Here is a 16143-nt window from a genome sequence, read left to right on the forward strand (position 1 = left end):
GTTTCGCCATGACCGACACCACCCCTTCCGGGAATGCCGAGAGCGCCGAGAGCGCGGACAACGGCGCCGACAAGTACATGGTGCCCGCGCTGGAGCGCGGCCTGCGCCTGCTGCAGGAGTTCGGGCGCGGCAATGCCACGCTGGGCGCGCCCGAGCTGGCCCGCCGCCTGCAACTGCCGCGCGCCACGATTTTCCGCATGCTCAACACGCTGGAGGCCATGGGCTTTCTGCAGCGTGCCGAGGGCAGCAATGACTACCGGCTGGGCCTGTCCGTGCTGCGCCTGGGCTTCGAGTTCCTGTCGTCCATGGACCTGACCGAGCTGGGCCAGCCCGTGATCGCGCGGCTGTGCGGCGAGATCCGCTATCCCTGCAACATCGTGGTGCGCGATGGCCGCTCCATCGTCTACGTGGCCAAGGTGACGCCGCCCACGCCGCTGACCAGTTCGGTGCGCGTGGGCACGCGCCTGCCTGCCCATGCCACGGCCCTGGGCCGCGTGCTGCTGGCCGACCTGTCCCTGTCCGAGCTGCGCACGCTCTACCCCGAGGAGCACCTGGAAGCGCACACCCCCAAGACGCCGCGCACGGTGCTGGACCTGTTCAACCTGGTCGAGGCCGACCGCGAGCGCGGCCATGTGTTCAGCGAAGGCTTCTACGAAAGTTCCATCTGCACCATCGCCGCCCCCGTGCGCGACCACAGCGGCCGCGTGGTGGCGGCGCTGGGCACGACGGTTCCCGCGCCCCATGTGGAGGAGGGCCGTGCCGAGACCCTGATCGCCGGCGTCTGCGACGCGGCGGCCGAGCTGTCCGAGCTGCTGAACTACCGCCCGCAAACGCAGACGCAGACGGCACAGCTGCTTTCCCTCAATTCCCGGCGCGCAGGAGGCGGCCATGTTTGATTCCCAACTCAAGGACACCACGGCCGTCGTCACCGGCGGCTCTTCGGGCATTGGCCTGGCCACGGTCGATCTGCTGCTGTCGCAGGGCGCGCGTGTCGCCCTGTGCGGGCGCAGCGCCGAACGCCTGGAGCAGGCCGTGCAGCAACTGCGCGAACGCCATCCCGAGGCCCGGCTGTTCGCCCAGGCCTGCGACGTGCTCGACGCTGCCCAGGTGCAGCAATTTGCGCGCGACAGCGAGGCTGCGCTGGGTCCGGCCTCCATCCTCGTGAACAACGCGGGCCAGGGCCGGGTCTCGACGTTTGCCAGCACCGACGATGCGGCCTGGACCGAGGAGCTGCACCTGAAGTTCTTCTCGGTGCTGCATCCCACGCGCGCCTTTTTGCCGCAGCTCGAGCGCACGGCGCAGCCGGCCATCGTCTGCGTCAATTCGCTGCTGGCCTCGCAGCCCGAGCCGCACATGGTGGCCACCTCGGCCGCGCGCGCCGGCCTCAAGAACCTGGTGCGCTCCATGGCCACCGAGTTCGCGCCCAAGGGCGTGCGCGTCAACGGCATCCTGGTCGGCCTGATCGAGTCCGGCCAGTGGCGCCGCCGCTTCGAGGCGCGCGAGGACCGCAGCCAGGACTGGAACGCCTGGAGCGCCGACCTCGCCCGCAAGAAGTCCATTCCGCTGGGCCGCCTGGGCTCGCCCGACGAGGCCGCGCGCGCCATCTTCTATCTCGCCACGCCCCTGTCCTCCTACACGACCGGCAGCCACATCGACGTCTCCGGTGGCCTTGCACGGCAAGCGTAGTGCTCCAGCCCCTTCACCCGATTCAAAGCAGAACATGACTTCTTCCGCATCCAAAATCACCGTCGGCGCCGTTGTAGCCCAGTTCCTCGAACACTGCGGCGTGCAGGCCGCGTTCGGGGTGATCTCCATCCACAACATGCCCATCCTGGACGCGATGAATGCGCGCGGCCATGTCCGCTTCGTGATGGCGCGCGGCGAGGCCGGCGCCGGCAACATGGCCGATGCCTGCGCGCGTTCCACCTCCAGCCTGGGCGTGTGCATCACCAGCACCGGCCCGGCTGCCGGCAACATCGCCGGCAGCCTGGTGGAGGCCTATACGGCCGGCACGCCGCTGCTGCACATCACGGGCCAGATCGAGACGCAGTACCTGGACCAGAAGCTGTCGTACATCCACGAGGCGCCCGACCAGCTGACCATGCTGGGCGCCGTGTCCAAGGCGGCGTTCCGCGTGCGCAGCGCCGAGACCTGCCTGTCCACCCTGAAGGCCGCCGTGCAGGCCGCCATGACCGCGCCCACGGGCCCGGTGAGCGTGGAGATTCCCATCGACATCCAGCAGACCGTGATCGACATGCCGGCCGACCTGTCGCCGCTGCCGGTGGCCGTGCTGGCCCCCAGCGAGGCATCGCTGGATGCGCTGGCCGACACGCTGGCCAAGGCACGCCGCCCGCTGCTGTGGCTGGGTGGCGGCGCACGCCACGCAGTCGCTGCCGTGCAGCGCCTGAAGGCGCTGGGCTTCGGCATCGTCAGCACGGGCCAGGGCCGCGGCATCGTGGCCGAGGACGATCCGGCCTCGCTGGGCGCCTACAACATCCAAAAGCCCGTGGAAGCCTTCTACCAGCGCTGCGACGCCATGCTGGCCGTGGGCACGCGCCTGCGCAGCAACGAGACGCTGAAGTACGAACTGAAGCTGCCGCGCCCGCTGCTGCGCATCGATGTGGACGCCGCCCAGCAGGGCCGCTGCTACGCCGATGACGGCTTTGTCTGCGGCGACTCGGCCCTGGCGCTGACGGGCCTGGCCGACCGGCTGGAGGCGCGTGGCTACAAGGCCGACCCCGAGCTGCTGGCCGACCTGCGCCAGGTGCACGACGAGGCCGTGGCCACCATGCGCGACGGCCTGGGCCCGTACAGCGTGCTGGTGCAGGAGCTGCAAAAGGCCGTGGGCCGCAACTTCAACTGGGTGCGCGACGTGACCGTCTCCAACAGCACCTGGGGCAACCGCGAGCTGCGCTTTTTCGAGCCCAACGCGGGCGTGCACGCCACGGGCGGCGGCATCGGCATGGGCATGCCCATGGCCATCGGCGCGGCCGTGGGCGCGGCGGTCAGCGGCTCGGGCCGCAAGACGCTGGGCCTGGCGGGCGATGGCGGCTTCATCCTGAACCTGGGCGAGCTGGCCACGCTGGTGCAGGAAGAGTGCGACACCCTGATCGTGCTGATGAACGACCAGCGCTATGGCGTGATCCAGAACATCCAGGACGCCTCCTACGGCGGCCGCCGCTGCTATGTGGAACTGCACACGCCCGACTACGCGCAGCTGTGCGCCTCCATCCAGCTGCCCCATGCCCGCGTGCAAGACCTCAAGGAGCTGCCGGCGGTGCTGCAGTCGGCCTGGACGAAGAAGGGCCCCTTCCTGCTGGAGATCGACATGCGCGCCATCGGCAATTTCAAGGCCACGTTCTCGGGCCCGCCGGTGAACAAGCTGGACCAGATCCCGGCCACCACCACGGCGTCCAAGGCCGCCTGAGGCGGCTGGATTCGAACGAACGAGAGAGGCTCACCATGTCGAACCTGGAACTGCTCCCCATCAATATCGCCGGCGAATGGCGCCTGGGCGGCGGCGGCGAATCCACCACGCTCTATCCCGCCACCGGCGAAGTGGTGGGCCGCCTGCGCGCGCCCAGCCTGGAGGATGTGGAGGAGGCCATCCAGAAGGCCGACCACGCCTTCCGCACCAGCGGCTGGGCCCAGAAAAAGCCCCATGAGCGCGCGGCAGTGCTGCACCGCGTGGCCCAGCTGATCCGCGAGCGCGCCGAGCCCCTGGCCCAGCTGCAGCGCCTGGACAACGGCAAGCCCATCAAGGAAACACGCATGCTGGTGGCCAGCGCCGCCGCCACCTTCCAGTTCTTTGCAGCGGCCTGCGAGACCATGGAGGAAACCATCACGCCCTCGCGCGGCGACTTCATGACCATGAGCGTGTACGAGCCCATGGGTGTGGTGGCGGCCATCACGCCGTGGAACTCGCCGATCGCCAGCGAGGCGCAAAAGCTGGCGCCTGCGCTGGCCGCCGGCAACGCCGTGGTCGTCAAGCCCGCCGAGGCCACGCCGCTGCTGGCGCTGGAGCTGGCCAGGATCTGCGAAGAGGCCGGCGTGCCCAAGGGCCTGGTCAGCGTGCTGCCGGGCCGGGGCTCGGTGATTGGCGATGCCATCACCAAGCATCCGCTGGTCAAGCGCGTGTCGTTCACGGGCGGTACGTCCACGGGCAAGCACATCGCCCACATCGCGGCCGACAAGATGATGCCGGTCTCGCTGGAGCTGGGCGGCAAGTCGGCCACCATGGTGCTGGCCGATGCCGACATCGACCATGCCGTCAACGGCGTGCTCTACGGCATCTTCAGCTCCTCGGGCGAGTCGTGCATCGCGGGCTCGCGCCTGTTCGTGGCGCGCAGCCTGCATGCCGAATTCATGCAGCGCCTCACGGCCAAGGCCGCCGCGCTGCAGGTGGGCGACCCGGCCGACGAGCGCACGCAGATGGGGCCGCTGATCACCGCCAAGCACCGCGAATCCATAGAGAGCTATGTGGCCCTGGGCCTGTCCGAGGGCGGCCGGCTGCTCACGGGAGGCCAGCGGCCCGAGGGCGCGCAGTTCGAGCGCGGCTACTACTACCGCCCCACCATCATCGACGGCGTGAAGAACGACTGGCAGATCTGCCAGCAGGAAATCTTCGGCCCCGTGCTCGTGGCCATGCCCTTCGACAACGAGGACGACCTGCTTGCCCAGGCCAACGACAGCGTCTACGCGCTGGCCGCCGGCATCTGGACGCGCGACTACAAGAGCGCCTGGCGCATTGGCCGCGCCGTGCAGGCCGGCACCGTCTGGATCAACACCTACAAGCAGTTCTCCATCTCCACGCCCTTCGGCGGCTGGCGCGACAGCGGCCTGGGCCGCGAGAAGGGACGGCTGGGCATACAGCAGTACATGGAGCAAAAGAGCATGTACTGGGGCTTGAACGACCAGCCTTTGGCCTGGGCGAACTGAAAGGGAATCGACATGAGCGTACTGGGCATAGACGAAATCACCTACGGCGCGGACGACCTGGCTACCTGCCGCCGCTTCTTCCTGGACTGGGGCCTGGCGCTGGTGCAGGAAGCGGACGACCGGCTGGTGTTCGAGACCCTCAACGGCTGCCGCGTGATCGTGGCCGCCGTGGACCATCCCGATCTGCCGCCCGCCATCGAGGCCGGCCCCACGCTGCGCGAAGTGGTCTGGGGTGTGGAAAGCGAGGCGGACCTTGCGCTGTACGCCGGTCGCATCGCCGCGCTGCCGGGCTTCACGCAGGGCCAGGGCCCGGGCCAGGGGCGCATAGGCTGCACCGACCCCAACGGCCTGTCCGTGCGCCTGCAGGTCACGCAAAAGCGTGATGTGGATGTGCAAGGCGCCGCCTACAACACCTGGAACCGCAAGGACCGCGTCAACCAGGCAAGCCCGGCCTACGAACGCGCCCAGCCCATCGAGGTCGGCCATGTGGTGTTCTTCGTCAAGGATGTGCAGGCCTGCGAGCGCTTCTACGTGGACAACTTCGGCTTCGCGGCCTCGGACCGCTACCCTGAGCGCGGCGCCTTCCTGCGCTGCGCGCCTGACGGCGGCCACCACGACATCTTCCTGCTGCAGCGCCCCGCCAAGGACGCGGGCCTGAACCACGTGGCCTTCACGGTGCGCGACATCCACGAGGTCTTCGGCGGCGGCATGCACATCTCGCGCTGCGGCTGGGATACCCAGCTGGGCCCGGGCCGACATCCCGTGTCCTCGGCCTATTTCTGGTACTTCCGCAATCCGGCCGGCGCCCTGGTCGAGTACTACGCCGACGAGGACCAGCTCACCGCCGACTGGCAGCCGCGCGAGTTCGAGCCCGGTCCCACGGTGTTTGCCGAATGGGCCATCGATGGCGGCATCGACGGCAACACCCGGCGTCAAAAGGGCGTTGGCACATCGGACGGCAAGTTCATCACCGACAAGCGGCATTGAGACCGCGCCTGACGGCTCACCCCACAACCCAACCACCCCACGGCCTCCCCATGAACAAGACACGTCGCCAGGTTTCTCTTGCCGCTGCATTCCTGGCTGCAGCCACGCTGTCCGGCACCGCGATGGCCCAGGCCTATCCGGCCAAGCCCATCACCATCATCGTGGCCTATCCGGCCGGTGGCGACACCGATGCCATGGCGCGTCTGTATGCCGAGAAGCTGTCCACGCGCCTGGGCCAGCCCGTGCTGGTGGACAACCGCCCCGGTGCCAGCGGCACCATCGGCAGCGTGCATGTGGCCAAGGCCGCGCCGGACGGCTACACCATGCTGCTGGCGCCCAATACCTTCGCCATCGCGCAGTTCGTGCTCAAGACGGCCTCGGGCTCCAGCTACGACGTGCTGCACGGCTTCACGCCCATCGTGCAGACCAGCGTGCAGCCCATGTTCGTGGCCACCAACCAGGCCTCGGGCATCAAGGACATGAAGACCCTGATCGCCCAGGGCAAGCGCGACGGCCTGACCTACGCCAGCCCCGGCAGCGGCTCGCCCATGCACATCCTGGGCGAGATGTTCAACCGCGCCGCCGGCACGCGCATCGCCCACATCCCCTACAAGGGCGTGGCACCCGCCGTCAACGACCTGATCGGCGGCCATGTGCCCACGACCTTCATGACCTGGGGCCCGATTGCGCCCTACATCGGCGGCAAGGTCACCGCCCTGGCCGTGGCCGACAGCCAGCGCAGCGCGCTGGCCCCCAATGTGCCCACCCTGGCCGAGCTGGGCGTCAAGGACGTGGAAGTGTCCGCTTGGCAGGGCCTGTTCGGCCCCAAGGGCATGTCGCCCGAGACCGTGAAGCTGCTGAACACGCACCTCAACGAGATCCTGAAGATGCCCGACGTGGTCTCCAAGATGGCCACCTTCGGCGCGCTGCCCGCAGGCGGCGATCCCGCGCGCCTGGAAAAGACGAACGCCGCCGATTTCAATCGCTTCGGCAAGCTCATCAAAGACCTGGATATCCGCGCTGACTAAATGACCTACCCCCTGAGTCGCTTCGCGCCTTCCCCCAAGGGGGACGACACCCTCGGTGCGGGGCGGCCCTTCCTCGGTGTCCCTGAGGTCGGGCTGCGCCGGTTTCACGCGATACGGGTGGCGGGCGACGCTCCGGGCAATGAAGCCGAACCACGATTCAAGACAGTTTTCGAAGGAGAGAACCATGGCCGCTGATCGCTATCTCGAGCCGCACCAGGCGCGCGAACGTGCCCCCACCCTGATGGAAGACCTGCTGGGCGATTCCATCGAACGCGCCTTCGGCGAAGGCGTGCAGACCCTGCCCGAACTGGTGGCCTATCTCAACCGCAGCGGCCCCGCCGGCGAAAACGGCCAGGCCTGGACCGAAGACAGCTTCCAGGCGCTGATGGCGCGGCTGGGCTATTGATACCGAGCAGGACTGGAGAGCCCCATGAACGTACAAACCATCACCATCGATCCGGTGGACGGCCTGCTCAACAAAGGCCTGAAGAACCTCTGGTACGCGGTCTGCCCATCGGACTTCGTGAAGACCCAGCCCGTGTCCGTGCGCCGCTTCGGCCGCAAGATCGCGCTGTGGCGCGATGCCGCCGGCCAGGTCCACGCGCTGGAAGACCATTGCCCGCACCGCGGCGCGCCGCTGTCGCAGGGCGTGATCCTGGGCGACCGCCTGGCCTGCCCCTACCACGGCGTGGAAGTGCGCGGCGACGGCACGGTGACCAAGGTCCCCGGCAGCCCCGGCTGCAAGCTCGAAGGCTCGCGCGCGGCGCTGGCCTTCCATGCGCGCGAGGCCCATGGCGCCATCTTTCTCTACAACAGCGACAAGGCTGTTGACGAGGCGCCCGAGTTCACGCTGCCCGAGGAGCTGACCTCGCCCGAGTACTCCAACTTCCTGTGCTATGCCGAGTGGCGCAGCGACTACCGCTATGCGCTGGACAACGTCATGGACCCCATGCACGGCACCTTCCTGCACAAGCAGTCGCACTCCATGGCCGAGGGCGACAGCAAGGCCACGTTCCAGGTGCGCGAGACCGATGACGGCTTCGTCTTCGAGAAGGTGGGTCAGCGCGGCGTGAACTTCGACTGGACCGAGTGGGGCAGCACGGGCGTGCACTGGATGCGCCTGGAGATTCCGTACCCCAAGACCGGCGGCCCCGGCGGCAACTTCGCCATCGTGGCCTGCGTCACGCCCATCAGCGCCGACCTGTGCGCCGTGTTCTTCTGGCGCTGCCGCAAGGTGCAGGGCTGGATGCGCGACACCTGGCGCTTCCTGTACCGCAACCGCCTGGAGGCGCGCCACTGGGCCGTGCTGGAGCAGGACCGGATCATGATGGAGCAGATGGAGCTGGACGCCAACGAGCGCGAGAACCTCTACCAGCACGACATCGGCCTGGTGCGCCTGCGCCGCCACCTGCGCCGCCTGGCCCAGGAGCAGATCGACGAAGGCGCCGCATCATGAGCACCAACCTCCAGGCCTTCGTGCACACGCTGCGCTTCGAGGCCCAGGACACCATCAGCGTGGACCTGCGGCCCGTGGCGGGCGGGGAGCTTCCCGCCTTCACGCCGGGCTCGCACATCGATCTGCACCTGCCCAACGGCCTGGTGCGCAGCTACTCGCTGAGCAACCCCAGCGAGGAGCGCCACCGCTACGTGGTCGGCGTGCTGCGCGACCGCGCCAGCCGCGGCGGCTCGCGCTGCGTGCACGAGTCGCTGCGCGTGGGCATGCCCATCACCATCTCCGAGCCGCGCAACCATTTCGCGCTGGACGAAAGCGCCGCGCACACCGTGCTGGTGGCCGGCGGCATCGGCATCACGCCGCTGCTGTGCATGGCGCGCCGGCTCAAGGGCCAGGGCCGCTCGTTCGAGATGCTGTACTTCGCCCGCGAGCGCAAGGGCGCGGCCTTCCTGGAAGAGCTGCAGGCGCTGGGCATGCCGCTGCACCTGCACTTCGACAGCGAGGCCGGCGGCCCGCCCGACCTGCGCGCGCTGTTGGCCCAACGCCAGCCGGACGCGGGCACGCACCATTACGCCTGCGGCCCCACGCCCATGCTGGACGCCTTCGAGAAGTTCTGCGCCGAGCTGGGCCACGCCAACGCCCACGTCGAGCGCTTCACGCCCGTGGAGGTCAAGGCCGCCGACGACGCGCGCAGCAACTACACGGTGGAGCTCAAGCGCAGCGGCCGCTTCATCGAGATCACGCCCGAGAAATCGCTGCTAGACACCCTGCTGGATGCCGGCATCCAGATGGACCACAGCTGCTGCGAAGGCGTCTGCGGCTCCTGCGAGACGCGCGTGCTCGAAGGCATTCCAGACCACCGCGACTCGGTGCTCAGCCCCAAGGAAAAGGCCAGCAACAAAGTGATGATGGTCTGCGTTTCCGGCTGCAAGAGCGAGCGACTGGTCCTGGATATCTGAGCAGGCAATCAGACCTGCAAGGCAACAACCCACCACCCCCAAGCCCCCCCCAAGCCACCACCCCAGAGGAGACAACCCCATGAAAACCATCCATACGCCCATGCTGGGCGTGGCGCTAGCCTGCCTGGCGTCCTTGCCCGGGGCCGCTTCGGCGCAGTCCAAGGTCGAGATCTTCGGCGTCGTCGATGTCGGCGTCACGCACCTGAACGGCTCCGGCCCCTCCAAGACCGGCCTGTCCACGGGCGGCGCCAACATCAGCCGCATCGGCTTTCGCGGCACGGAAGAGCTGGGCGGCGGCCTGCGCGCTGGCTTCTGGCTGGAGGCGGGCATGGACGTGGACAGCGGCTCGGGCAAGGCCAGCGGTGGCGGCCTGAGCTTCAACCGCCGCTCCACCGTGAGCCTGTCGGGCGACTTCGGCGAAGTGCGCCTGGGCCGCGATGACTCGGCCACCTTCCTGAGCACGCTGATCTTCGACCCCTTCCTCACCAACGGCGTGGGCGGCACCATGGGCTTCACCATGCTGGGCATTCCCGGCACGGGCACGGCCACGGGCGGCGCGCCCATCCAGATCAGCAACGCGGTCAGCTACTTCCTGCCGCAGAACCTGGGCGGCTTCTACGGCCAGGTGCAGGTGGCCATGGGCGAGCAGGCGCGCAGCGCACCCAACAAGAACCAGGGCGACTACCGCGGCCTGCGCTTCGGCTACCGCCAGGGCCCCTTCAACGGCGCGCTGGCCACGGGCAAGTTCTATGGCGACAGCGATGCGACCAACCTCACGGCCAGCAACGTGGGCCTGAGCTGGGACTTCGGCGTGGCCAAGCCCATGCTGCTGTGGGCCAGCGAAAAGCGCGGCGCCCTCAAGGTCACCGCCCTGCAGCTGGGCGTGACCGCGCCCGTGGGCATGGGCGAGTTCAAGGCTTCCTACGGCCACTACAACACCGACGGCAGCAATGCCGACTGGAACAAGATCAGTGTGGGCTACGGGCACAACCTGTCCAAGCGCACCCAGGTCTACGGCACGGTGGCCTTCCTCAAGAACAAGGACGGCGCGGCCAAGTCCATCGGCGTGCAGGGCCTGTCGGCCCCGGGCACCACGCTGGGTGGCCGCTCCTCCGGCTTCGAGGTGGGCGTGCGCCACTTCTTCTGATACAGCCCATCGGGCGATAGAGACTTGCCATGAAAGATATGCGTGCGGCCCGCTGGTGGGGGGTGATCAGCCTCTTCATCATCGTCGCCATCTCCTATGTGGACCGGATCAACCTTTCGATCCTCATCCTCGATCAGGGATTTCTGGACCACATCGGGCTGACGCACGACGACCGCACGCGCCAGGGCCTTCTGGCCACGGCCTTCATGGTGGGCTACGGCGTTTCTTCCTTCGTGTTGACGCCGTTTTGCGCGGCGCTCTTCGGCGTGCGCCGAAGCCTGGTGGTCGGCCTGCTGCTGTGGGGCGCCGTGTCCTTTCTGTCCCCGGCCATGAACAGCTATGGCCTGCTGCTGGCCTCGCGCATCCTGCTGGGCATCTCCGAAGGGCCGCTGTACTCGCTGGCGGGCAGCTACATCAAGGCGCATTTCCAGAGCCACGAGAACGGCCTGCCCAACTCCTTCGTGAACATGGGCACGGGCCTGGGGCTGGCGGTGGGCTACCCGCTGATCGGCTACCTGGTGGCCGGCCATGACTGGCAGACCTCGTTCCACGTGCTGGGCCTGATCAATGTGGCCATCGGCATTCCGCTGGTGCTGGCCTTCATCCGCATGCCCCGCGTGGACACCGGCATGCCGCGCCCGCGTTCGCTGGGCGAGGCGGTGGGACAGGTCGGGCAGATCGTGCGCGGCGCCATGCACACGCGCTATCTGGTGCTGGTGGCCGTGCTGTCGGCGGCCTTCTTCTCCTACCTCTGGGGCAGCAGCAACTGGCTGCCGGCCTATCTGGAGTCGCGCGGCTTTTCGCTGCGCGAGATGGGCTGGCTAGCCTCGCTGCCGCAGTACGCCACGGTATTGGCCGTGCTGGTCGGCGGCATCGTCATCGACCGCCTGCCGCGCCGCCAGGTGCCGCTGATCTTCGTCGGCGGCAGCCTGGGCCTGGCGCTGGCCATCTGGCTGGCCATCCACATGGACGACCGCTACGCGGCGGCCTACTGCCTGATCGCCGCCAACTTCTGCTGGGGCCTGATGAGCCCGGCCATTCCCAGCACCGTGCAGTACTGCGCGCGGCCCGAGCATGTGGCCAGCGCCTACGGCGTCGTCAACGGCACGGCGACCCTGGTGGCTGGCTTCATGCCTGCGCTCATGGGGGCCGTCATCGGCTGGACCTCGCATTCGGCCGGTGGCGGGTTCGTCGCAGGCTTCAGCCTGCTGGTGGGCACGCAGCTGGTGGTCATGGTCTGCGGCCTGGTGCTGTGGCTGCGCGAGCGCGGCCGGGGCACCGACAGTGCCAGCGATGCCCGGGACAGGTCCGCGCGCACGGCCTGACCCTGCACTACAGCGCGCCCGCTGCGGCGCACTGCTCCAGAAACGTCACCAGGGCCTGCACGCGTGCCGTGCGTCCCTTGCGCGTGGGCACCAGCAGGGTGACGGGCGCGCTGCCGAAATGCCAGTCGGGCAGCACGCGCACCAGCCGACCCTCGGCAACGGCCTGCTCCATGTCCCATTGCGAACGCAGCACCAGGCCCAGGCCCTGCTCGGCCCAGTGGCGGGCCACGCCGCCATCGTTGGTGACGTAGGACGGCGTCACGCGCAGGGTCTGGCCGTCCGCGGCACGCCGGCTGGCGGCGGGGCGCAGGTGCCACAGCGTCACATCCTCCTCGTTCTCGCGGATGCAGATGCAGGCGTGCTCCAGCAATTCGCGCGGCGTGGCGGGCGTGCCGTGGCGGCGCAGGTAGTCGGGGCTGGCGCACAGCCAGCGGTCATTGGCGGCCAGTTCGCGCGCCACCCAGGAGGAGTCGCGCACCGCGCCGATGTGGACCACGGCATCGGCATCGTGGCGGTCGGGGAAGGGCGTTTCGCGCAGGTCCAGCTGCAGTTTCAGTTGCGGGTGCTGGCGCGTGAAGGGCACCAGGGCCGGGGCCAGCCGGCTGCGCCCGTAGCCAAAGGGCGCGGCAATGCGCAGCGTGCCGCCCAGCTGGCGGGCATCGCCGTGCAGCGAGTCGCGCAGCTCCTCGATCTGGCCCAGCAGCCGCACGGCCTCGCGGGCGAAGCGCTCGCCCTCGGGCGTCAGCGCCAGGCGCCGCGCGCTGCGGTTGGCCAGGGACAGGCCCAGTTCGGCCTCCAGCCGGCGCAGCCGCATGGACAGGGCGGGCGGCGTCACATCGAGCGCACGGGCTGCGGCGCTCAGCGAGCTTTCGCGCAGCAGGGCGGCGGCAAGCTGCAGGTCTTCGATGGCAATCATTCAATTTGCCTTAACGATTGATGACGGCGGATTTAACCACGGGCACAGGTTCCATCCGTACAGTTCCAGGCCATGAACACCCCAGCCCCACTGACGGAAACGACCGCCGCCGCCTGGCCCCGTGCCGTGCTTTTCGACCTGCTGACCGCCTTGCTTGACTCCTGGACGGTATGGAACAGCGCTGCCGGCAGCGAGGCCGCAGGGCGCGACTGGCGTGCCGAGTACCTGCGCCTGACCTATGGCTGCGGCGCCTACCAACCCTATGAAGACCTGGTGCGCGAGGCGGCTCGCAACCGGGGCCTGCCCGCCTCGGCCGCCGACCGGCTGGAGGCGCAATGGGACCAGCTGCAGCCCTGGGACGGCGCGCGCGAGCTGCTGGCCGCCCTGCGCCCGCACTGCCGCCTGGCCGTGGTGACCAATTGCTCCGAGCGCCTTGGTCAACGTGCCGCCGCGCTGCTGGGCGTGGATTGGGATGTGGTGGTGACCTCGGAAGCAGCAGGCTTCTACAAGCCCGACCCCCGGCCCTACCAGCTGGCGCTGGACCGGCTGGGGCTGCCTGCGGACCAGGCCGCCTTCGTGGCCGGATCGGGCTATGACCTGTTCGGCACCTCGGCCGTGGGCCTGCGCACCTTCTGGCACAACCGCGTGGGCCTGTCGCGGCCCACGGGCGCGCCGCAGGCCGAGGCCGAAGCACCCACGCTGGCGCCGGCACTGCCCTGGCTCAGGGACTTTTCCCCGCAGCAGGGCTGAACCCCGAGGGTGCAGCCGGTGCTGTGCCCGCCGTCCTTTCCTGTCCACCCTTGTGAGGAGCCTGCCATGCAGCTGCGTCCAGCCCTGCCGTTGTCCCTTGTGTCCGCATTCCCGGTCCTGTCCATCGTCTGTGCCATGGCGTGGAGCCAGGGAGCCCTGGCGCAGGCCGGCGCTGCCTTTCCGGCCAGGCCGGTCACGCTGGTCGTGCCGTTTCCCCCGGGAGGCCCCAGCGATGCGCTGGCCCGTGCCGTGGCTCAGAAGATGGGGGAGCATCTGGGCCAACCCCTGGTGATCGAGAACCTGGGTGGCGCCAATGGAACCATCGGCCTGAACCAGGCGCGCAAGGCCGCCGCCGACGGCTACACCCTGTCCTTTGGCGGCATAGGCACGCATGTGGTCAATGTGGCCTTGTACCGCAAGCTGCCCTATGACCCCGTGGCCGACTTCGCCCCTGTGGGACCTGCGGGCGCGGCGCCCATGCTGCTGCTGGCGCGTGCCAATCTGCCGGCCTCCGATCTGCGCCAGTTCGCCGAGTGGCTCAAGCGCAACCAGGCCGCAGCCTCCTATGGCAGCGCCGGCGTGGGCTCGATATCGCACTATGGGTGCGTGCTGCTGCTGTCGGCGCTGGGCCAAAGCCCCACCCATGTTCCCTATCGCGGGATCGCGCCTGCCATGAACGATCTCATGGGCGGACAGACCGATTTCATGTGCGACCAGACGACGACGGCGCTGCCGCAGATCGCGGGCGGCCGCATCAAGGCGATTGCGGTGCTGGGAACACAGCGCCTGGCTCAACTGCCGGGCACGGCGGCCAGCGCCGAGGCCGGCCACCCCCTGCAGGCGCGCTCATGGAACGCGATCTTCGCACCACGCGGCACGCCGCCAGCGGTGCTCGCGCGGCTGACGCGGTCGCTGCAGCACGCCATGGGCGATGCGGGCCTGCGCGCACAGATGGCCGCGCTGGGGGTGGAGCTGCCGTCGCCCGAGCAGGCCGTGCCGGCCACGGTCTCCGCCTTGATCGAACAGGGACTGCGCAACGACGTGCCTGCCCTCAAGGCCAAAGGCCAATACCTGGATTGACGATGGAGAGAGAAACACCATGCAAGACACACTTCTGACCCTGGACACGCCCGCTGCCGTGATCGACCTCGACCGCATGCAGCGCAACATCGCCCGCATGCAGCAGCGCATGGACGCGCAGGGCGTGCGCCTGCGCCCCCATGTGAAGACCAGCAAGAGCGTGCCCGTGGCCGCCGCGCAGCGTGCGGCAGGGGCCTCGGGCATCACGGTCTCCACCCTGAAGGAGGCCGAGCAGTTCTTTGCGGCTGGCACCACCGACATCCTCTATGCAGTCAGCATGGCGCCGCACCGCCTGCCGCAGGCCCTGCAACTGCGCCGGCGCGGCTGCGACCTCAAGCTCATCGTGGACAGCGTGGCTGCGGCCCAGGCCATTGCCGCGTTCGGCGGCGAGCAGGGCGAGGCCTTCGAGGTGTGGATAGAGATCGACACCGACGGCCACCGCTCTGGCGTGGGCGCAGACGATACGCCGCTGCTGCTGGCCATTGGCCGCACGCTGCACGACGGCGGCATGCGCCTGGGCGGCGTGCTCACGCATGCGGGCTCCAGCTACGAGCTGGACACGCCCGAGGCGCTGCAGGCCCTGGCCGAACGCGAGCGCGCCGGCTGCGTGCAGGCTGCCGAGGCCCTGCGCGCGGCCGGCCTGCCGTGCCCCGTGGTCAGCGTGGGCTCCACGCCCACGGCGCTGGCGGCCAGCCGGCTGGACGGCGTGACCGAGGTGCGCGCAGGCGTCTACGTGTTCTTCGACCTGGTGATGCGCAACATCGGCGTGTGCACGGCCGAGGACGTGGCGCTGTCGGTGCTGGCCACCGTGATCGGCCACCAGGCCGACAAGGGCTGGGCCATCGTGGATGCGGGCTGGATGGCCATGAGCCGCGACCGCGGAACGGCCCGGCAGAAACAGGATTTCGGCTACGGCCAGGTCTGCGACCTGCAGGGGCGGGTGATGCCGGGCTTCGTTCTCACGGGCGCCAACCAGGAGCACGGCATCCTGGCCCGGGCCGATGGCACGGCGGAGGCCGACATCGCCACGCGCTTTCCCCTGGGCACGCGGCTGCGCATCCTGCCCAACCATGCCTGCGCCACGGGCGCGCAGTTCCCGGCCTACCAGGCGCTGGCGGCAGATGGCTCGGTGCAAACCTGGGAGCGGCTCCATGGCTGGTGAAAACGGGATCGATCTGCGCCATGCATCGCCGAACCTGCCTGCGCCGGGCGGCCACTACAGCCACACGGCCACGGGCCAGGGGCTGGTCTTCGTGTCAGGGCAGCTGCCCATACGGCCCGACGGCACGCGCCTGGTGGATGCCGGTTTCGAGGACCAGGCCCGGCAGGCGCTGGCCAACCTGGCAGCGGCGCTGGAGCTGGCCGGCAGCGGCGTGCCACGGCTGCTGCAGGTGCGCGTGTACCTGGACGACATGGCGCACTGGCCGGCCTTCGACCGCATCTACGCGGACTGGGCCGGCACGCACCGGCCCGCGCGCGCCGTGGTGCCCACGGGGGCGCTGCATTTCGGGTTGAAGGTGGAGATCGAGGCCGTGGCGCTGGCCTGAGAAGGCGTTCCGG

Annotated in this window: 16 protein-coding genes; 15 read left to right on the top strand and 1 reads right to left on the bottom strand. The window is 69.1% G+C overall.

From position 1 onward, the window contains the following. Positions 1 to 8: 8 nt before the first annotated feature. From DACI_RS04860 to DACI_RS04915, 11 genes are all read left to right on the top strand, one after another. Positions 9 to 896: an IclR family transcriptional regulator gene (locus tag DACI_RS04860; protein WP_012202889.1), complete on the top strand. Its 888-nt coding sequence runs from the start codon at positions 9 to 11 to the stop codon at positions 894 to 896. Next, complete coding sequence (locus tag DACI_RS04865; protein ID WP_012202890.1) at positions 889 to 1686, top strand: SDR family oxidoreductase; 798 nt, start codon at positions 889 to 891, stop codon at positions 1684 to 1686. Before DACI_RS04860 ends, DACI_RS04865 begins: the two co-directional genes overlap by 8 nt. Positions 1687 to 1720: 34 nt before the next feature. Beyond that, positions 1721 to 3427, top strand: a complete 1707-nt coding sequence (locus tag DACI_RS04870) for a thiamine pyrophosphate-binding protein (protein WP_012202891.1) — start codon at positions 1721 to 1723, stop codon at positions 3425 to 3427. Between the two features lie 35 nt (positions 3428 to 3462). Next, on the top strand, positions 3463 to 4938 hold the full coding sequence (locus DACI_RS04875; RefSeq protein WP_012202892.1) for an aldehyde dehydrogenase: 1476 nt from the start codon (positions 3463 to 3465) through the stop codon (positions 4936 to 4938). Positions 4939 to 4950: 12 nt separating this feature from the next. Next, positions 4951 to 5925 carry a VOC family protein gene (locus DACI_RS04880; protein ID WP_012202893.1) on the top strand — a complete coding sequence of 325 codons (975 nt, stop codon included), beginning with the start codon at positions 4951 to 4953 and terminating at the stop codon, positions 5923 to 5925. A 50-nt stretch (positions 5926 to 5975) separates the two neighbouring features. Continuing rightward, positions 5976 to 6953 carry a Bug family tripartite tricarboxylate transporter substrate binding protein gene (locus DACI_RS04885; RefSeq protein WP_012202894.1) on the top strand — a complete coding sequence of 326 codons (978 nt, stop codon included), beginning with the start codon at positions 5976 to 5978 and terminating at the stop codon, positions 6951 to 6953. 184 nt (positions 6954 to 7137) lie between these two features. Further along, complete coding sequence (locus DACI_RS04895; RefSeq protein WP_012202895.1) at positions 7138 to 7359, top strand: recombinase-like helix-turn-helix domain-containing protein; 222 nt, start codon at positions 7138 to 7140, stop codon at positions 7357 to 7359. Between the two features lie 24 nt (positions 7360 to 7383). Beyond that, a complete protein-coding gene (locus DACI_RS04900) occupies positions 7384 to 8409 on the top strand; it encodes an aromatic ring-hydroxylating oxygenase subunit alpha (protein ID WP_012202896.1) in 1026 nt (341 codons plus the stop codon). After that, entirely contained in the window at positions 8406 to 9365 is a 960-nt protein-coding gene (locus tag DACI_RS04905; RefSeq protein ID WP_012202897.1) for a PDR/VanB family oxidoreductase, read from the top strand. Before DACI_RS04900 ends, DACI_RS04905 begins: the two co-directional genes overlap by 4 nt. Positions 9366 to 9444: 79 nt before the next feature. Next, a complete protein-coding gene (locus tag DACI_RS04910) occupies positions 9445 to 10512 on the top strand; it encodes a porin (RefSeq protein WP_012202898.1) in 1068 nt (355 codons plus the stop codon). 29 nt (positions 10513 to 10541) lie between these two features. Further along, positions 10542 to 11837, top strand: coding sequence for an MFS transporter (locus DACI_RS04915; RefSeq protein WP_012202899.1), 1296 nt, complete (start codon positions 10542 to 10544; stop codon positions 11835 to 11837). Positions 11838 to 11844: 7 nt separating this feature from the next. On the opposite strand, the gene DACI_RS04920 is transcribed toward DACI_RS04915, so the two are convergent. Next, a complete protein-coding gene (locus DACI_RS04920; RefSeq protein ID WP_012202900.1) occupies positions 11845 to 12753 on the bottom strand; it encodes a LysR family transcriptional regulator in 909 nt (302 codons plus the stop codon). A 72-nt stretch (positions 12754 to 12825) separates the two neighbouring features. On the opposite strand from DACI_RS04920, the gene DACI_RS04925 reads away from it, so the two are divergent. The 4 genes from DACI_RS04925 (at position 12826) to DACI_RS04940 (ending at position 16130) form a co-directional block, all read left to right on the top strand. Then, on the top strand, positions 12826 to 13503 hold the full coding sequence (locus DACI_RS04925; protein ID WP_012202901.1) for an HAD family hydrolase: 678 nt from the start codon (positions 12826 to 12828) through the stop codon (positions 13501 to 13503). Positions 13504 to 13569: 66 nt separating this feature from the next. After that, on the top strand, positions 13570 to 14583 hold the full coding sequence (locus DACI_RS04930; RefSeq protein ID WP_012202902.1) for a tripartite tricarboxylate transporter substrate binding protein BugD: 1014 nt from the start codon (positions 13570 to 13572) through the stop codon (positions 14581 to 14583). A 19-nt stretch (positions 14584 to 14602) separates the two neighbouring features. Beyond that, complete coding sequence (locus tag DACI_RS04935; protein ID WP_012202903.1) at positions 14603 to 15745, top strand: DSD1 family PLP-dependent enzyme; 1143 nt, start codon at positions 14603 to 14605, stop codon at positions 15743 to 15745. Continuing rightward, positions 15735 to 16130, top strand: coding sequence for a RidA family protein (locus tag DACI_RS04940; RefSeq protein ID WP_012202904.1), 396 nt, complete (start codon positions 15735 to 15737; stop codon positions 16128 to 16130). The genes DACI_RS04935 and DACI_RS04940 overlap by 11 nt, the downstream gene beginning before the upstream one ends. Positions 16131 to 16143: the final 13 nt, after the last annotated feature.

The organism is Delftia acidovorans SPH-1, from assembly GCF_000018665.1.
GTDB lineage: Bacteria > Pseudomonadota > Gammaproteobacteria > Burkholderiales > Burkholderiaceae_C > Comamonas > Comamonas acidovorans.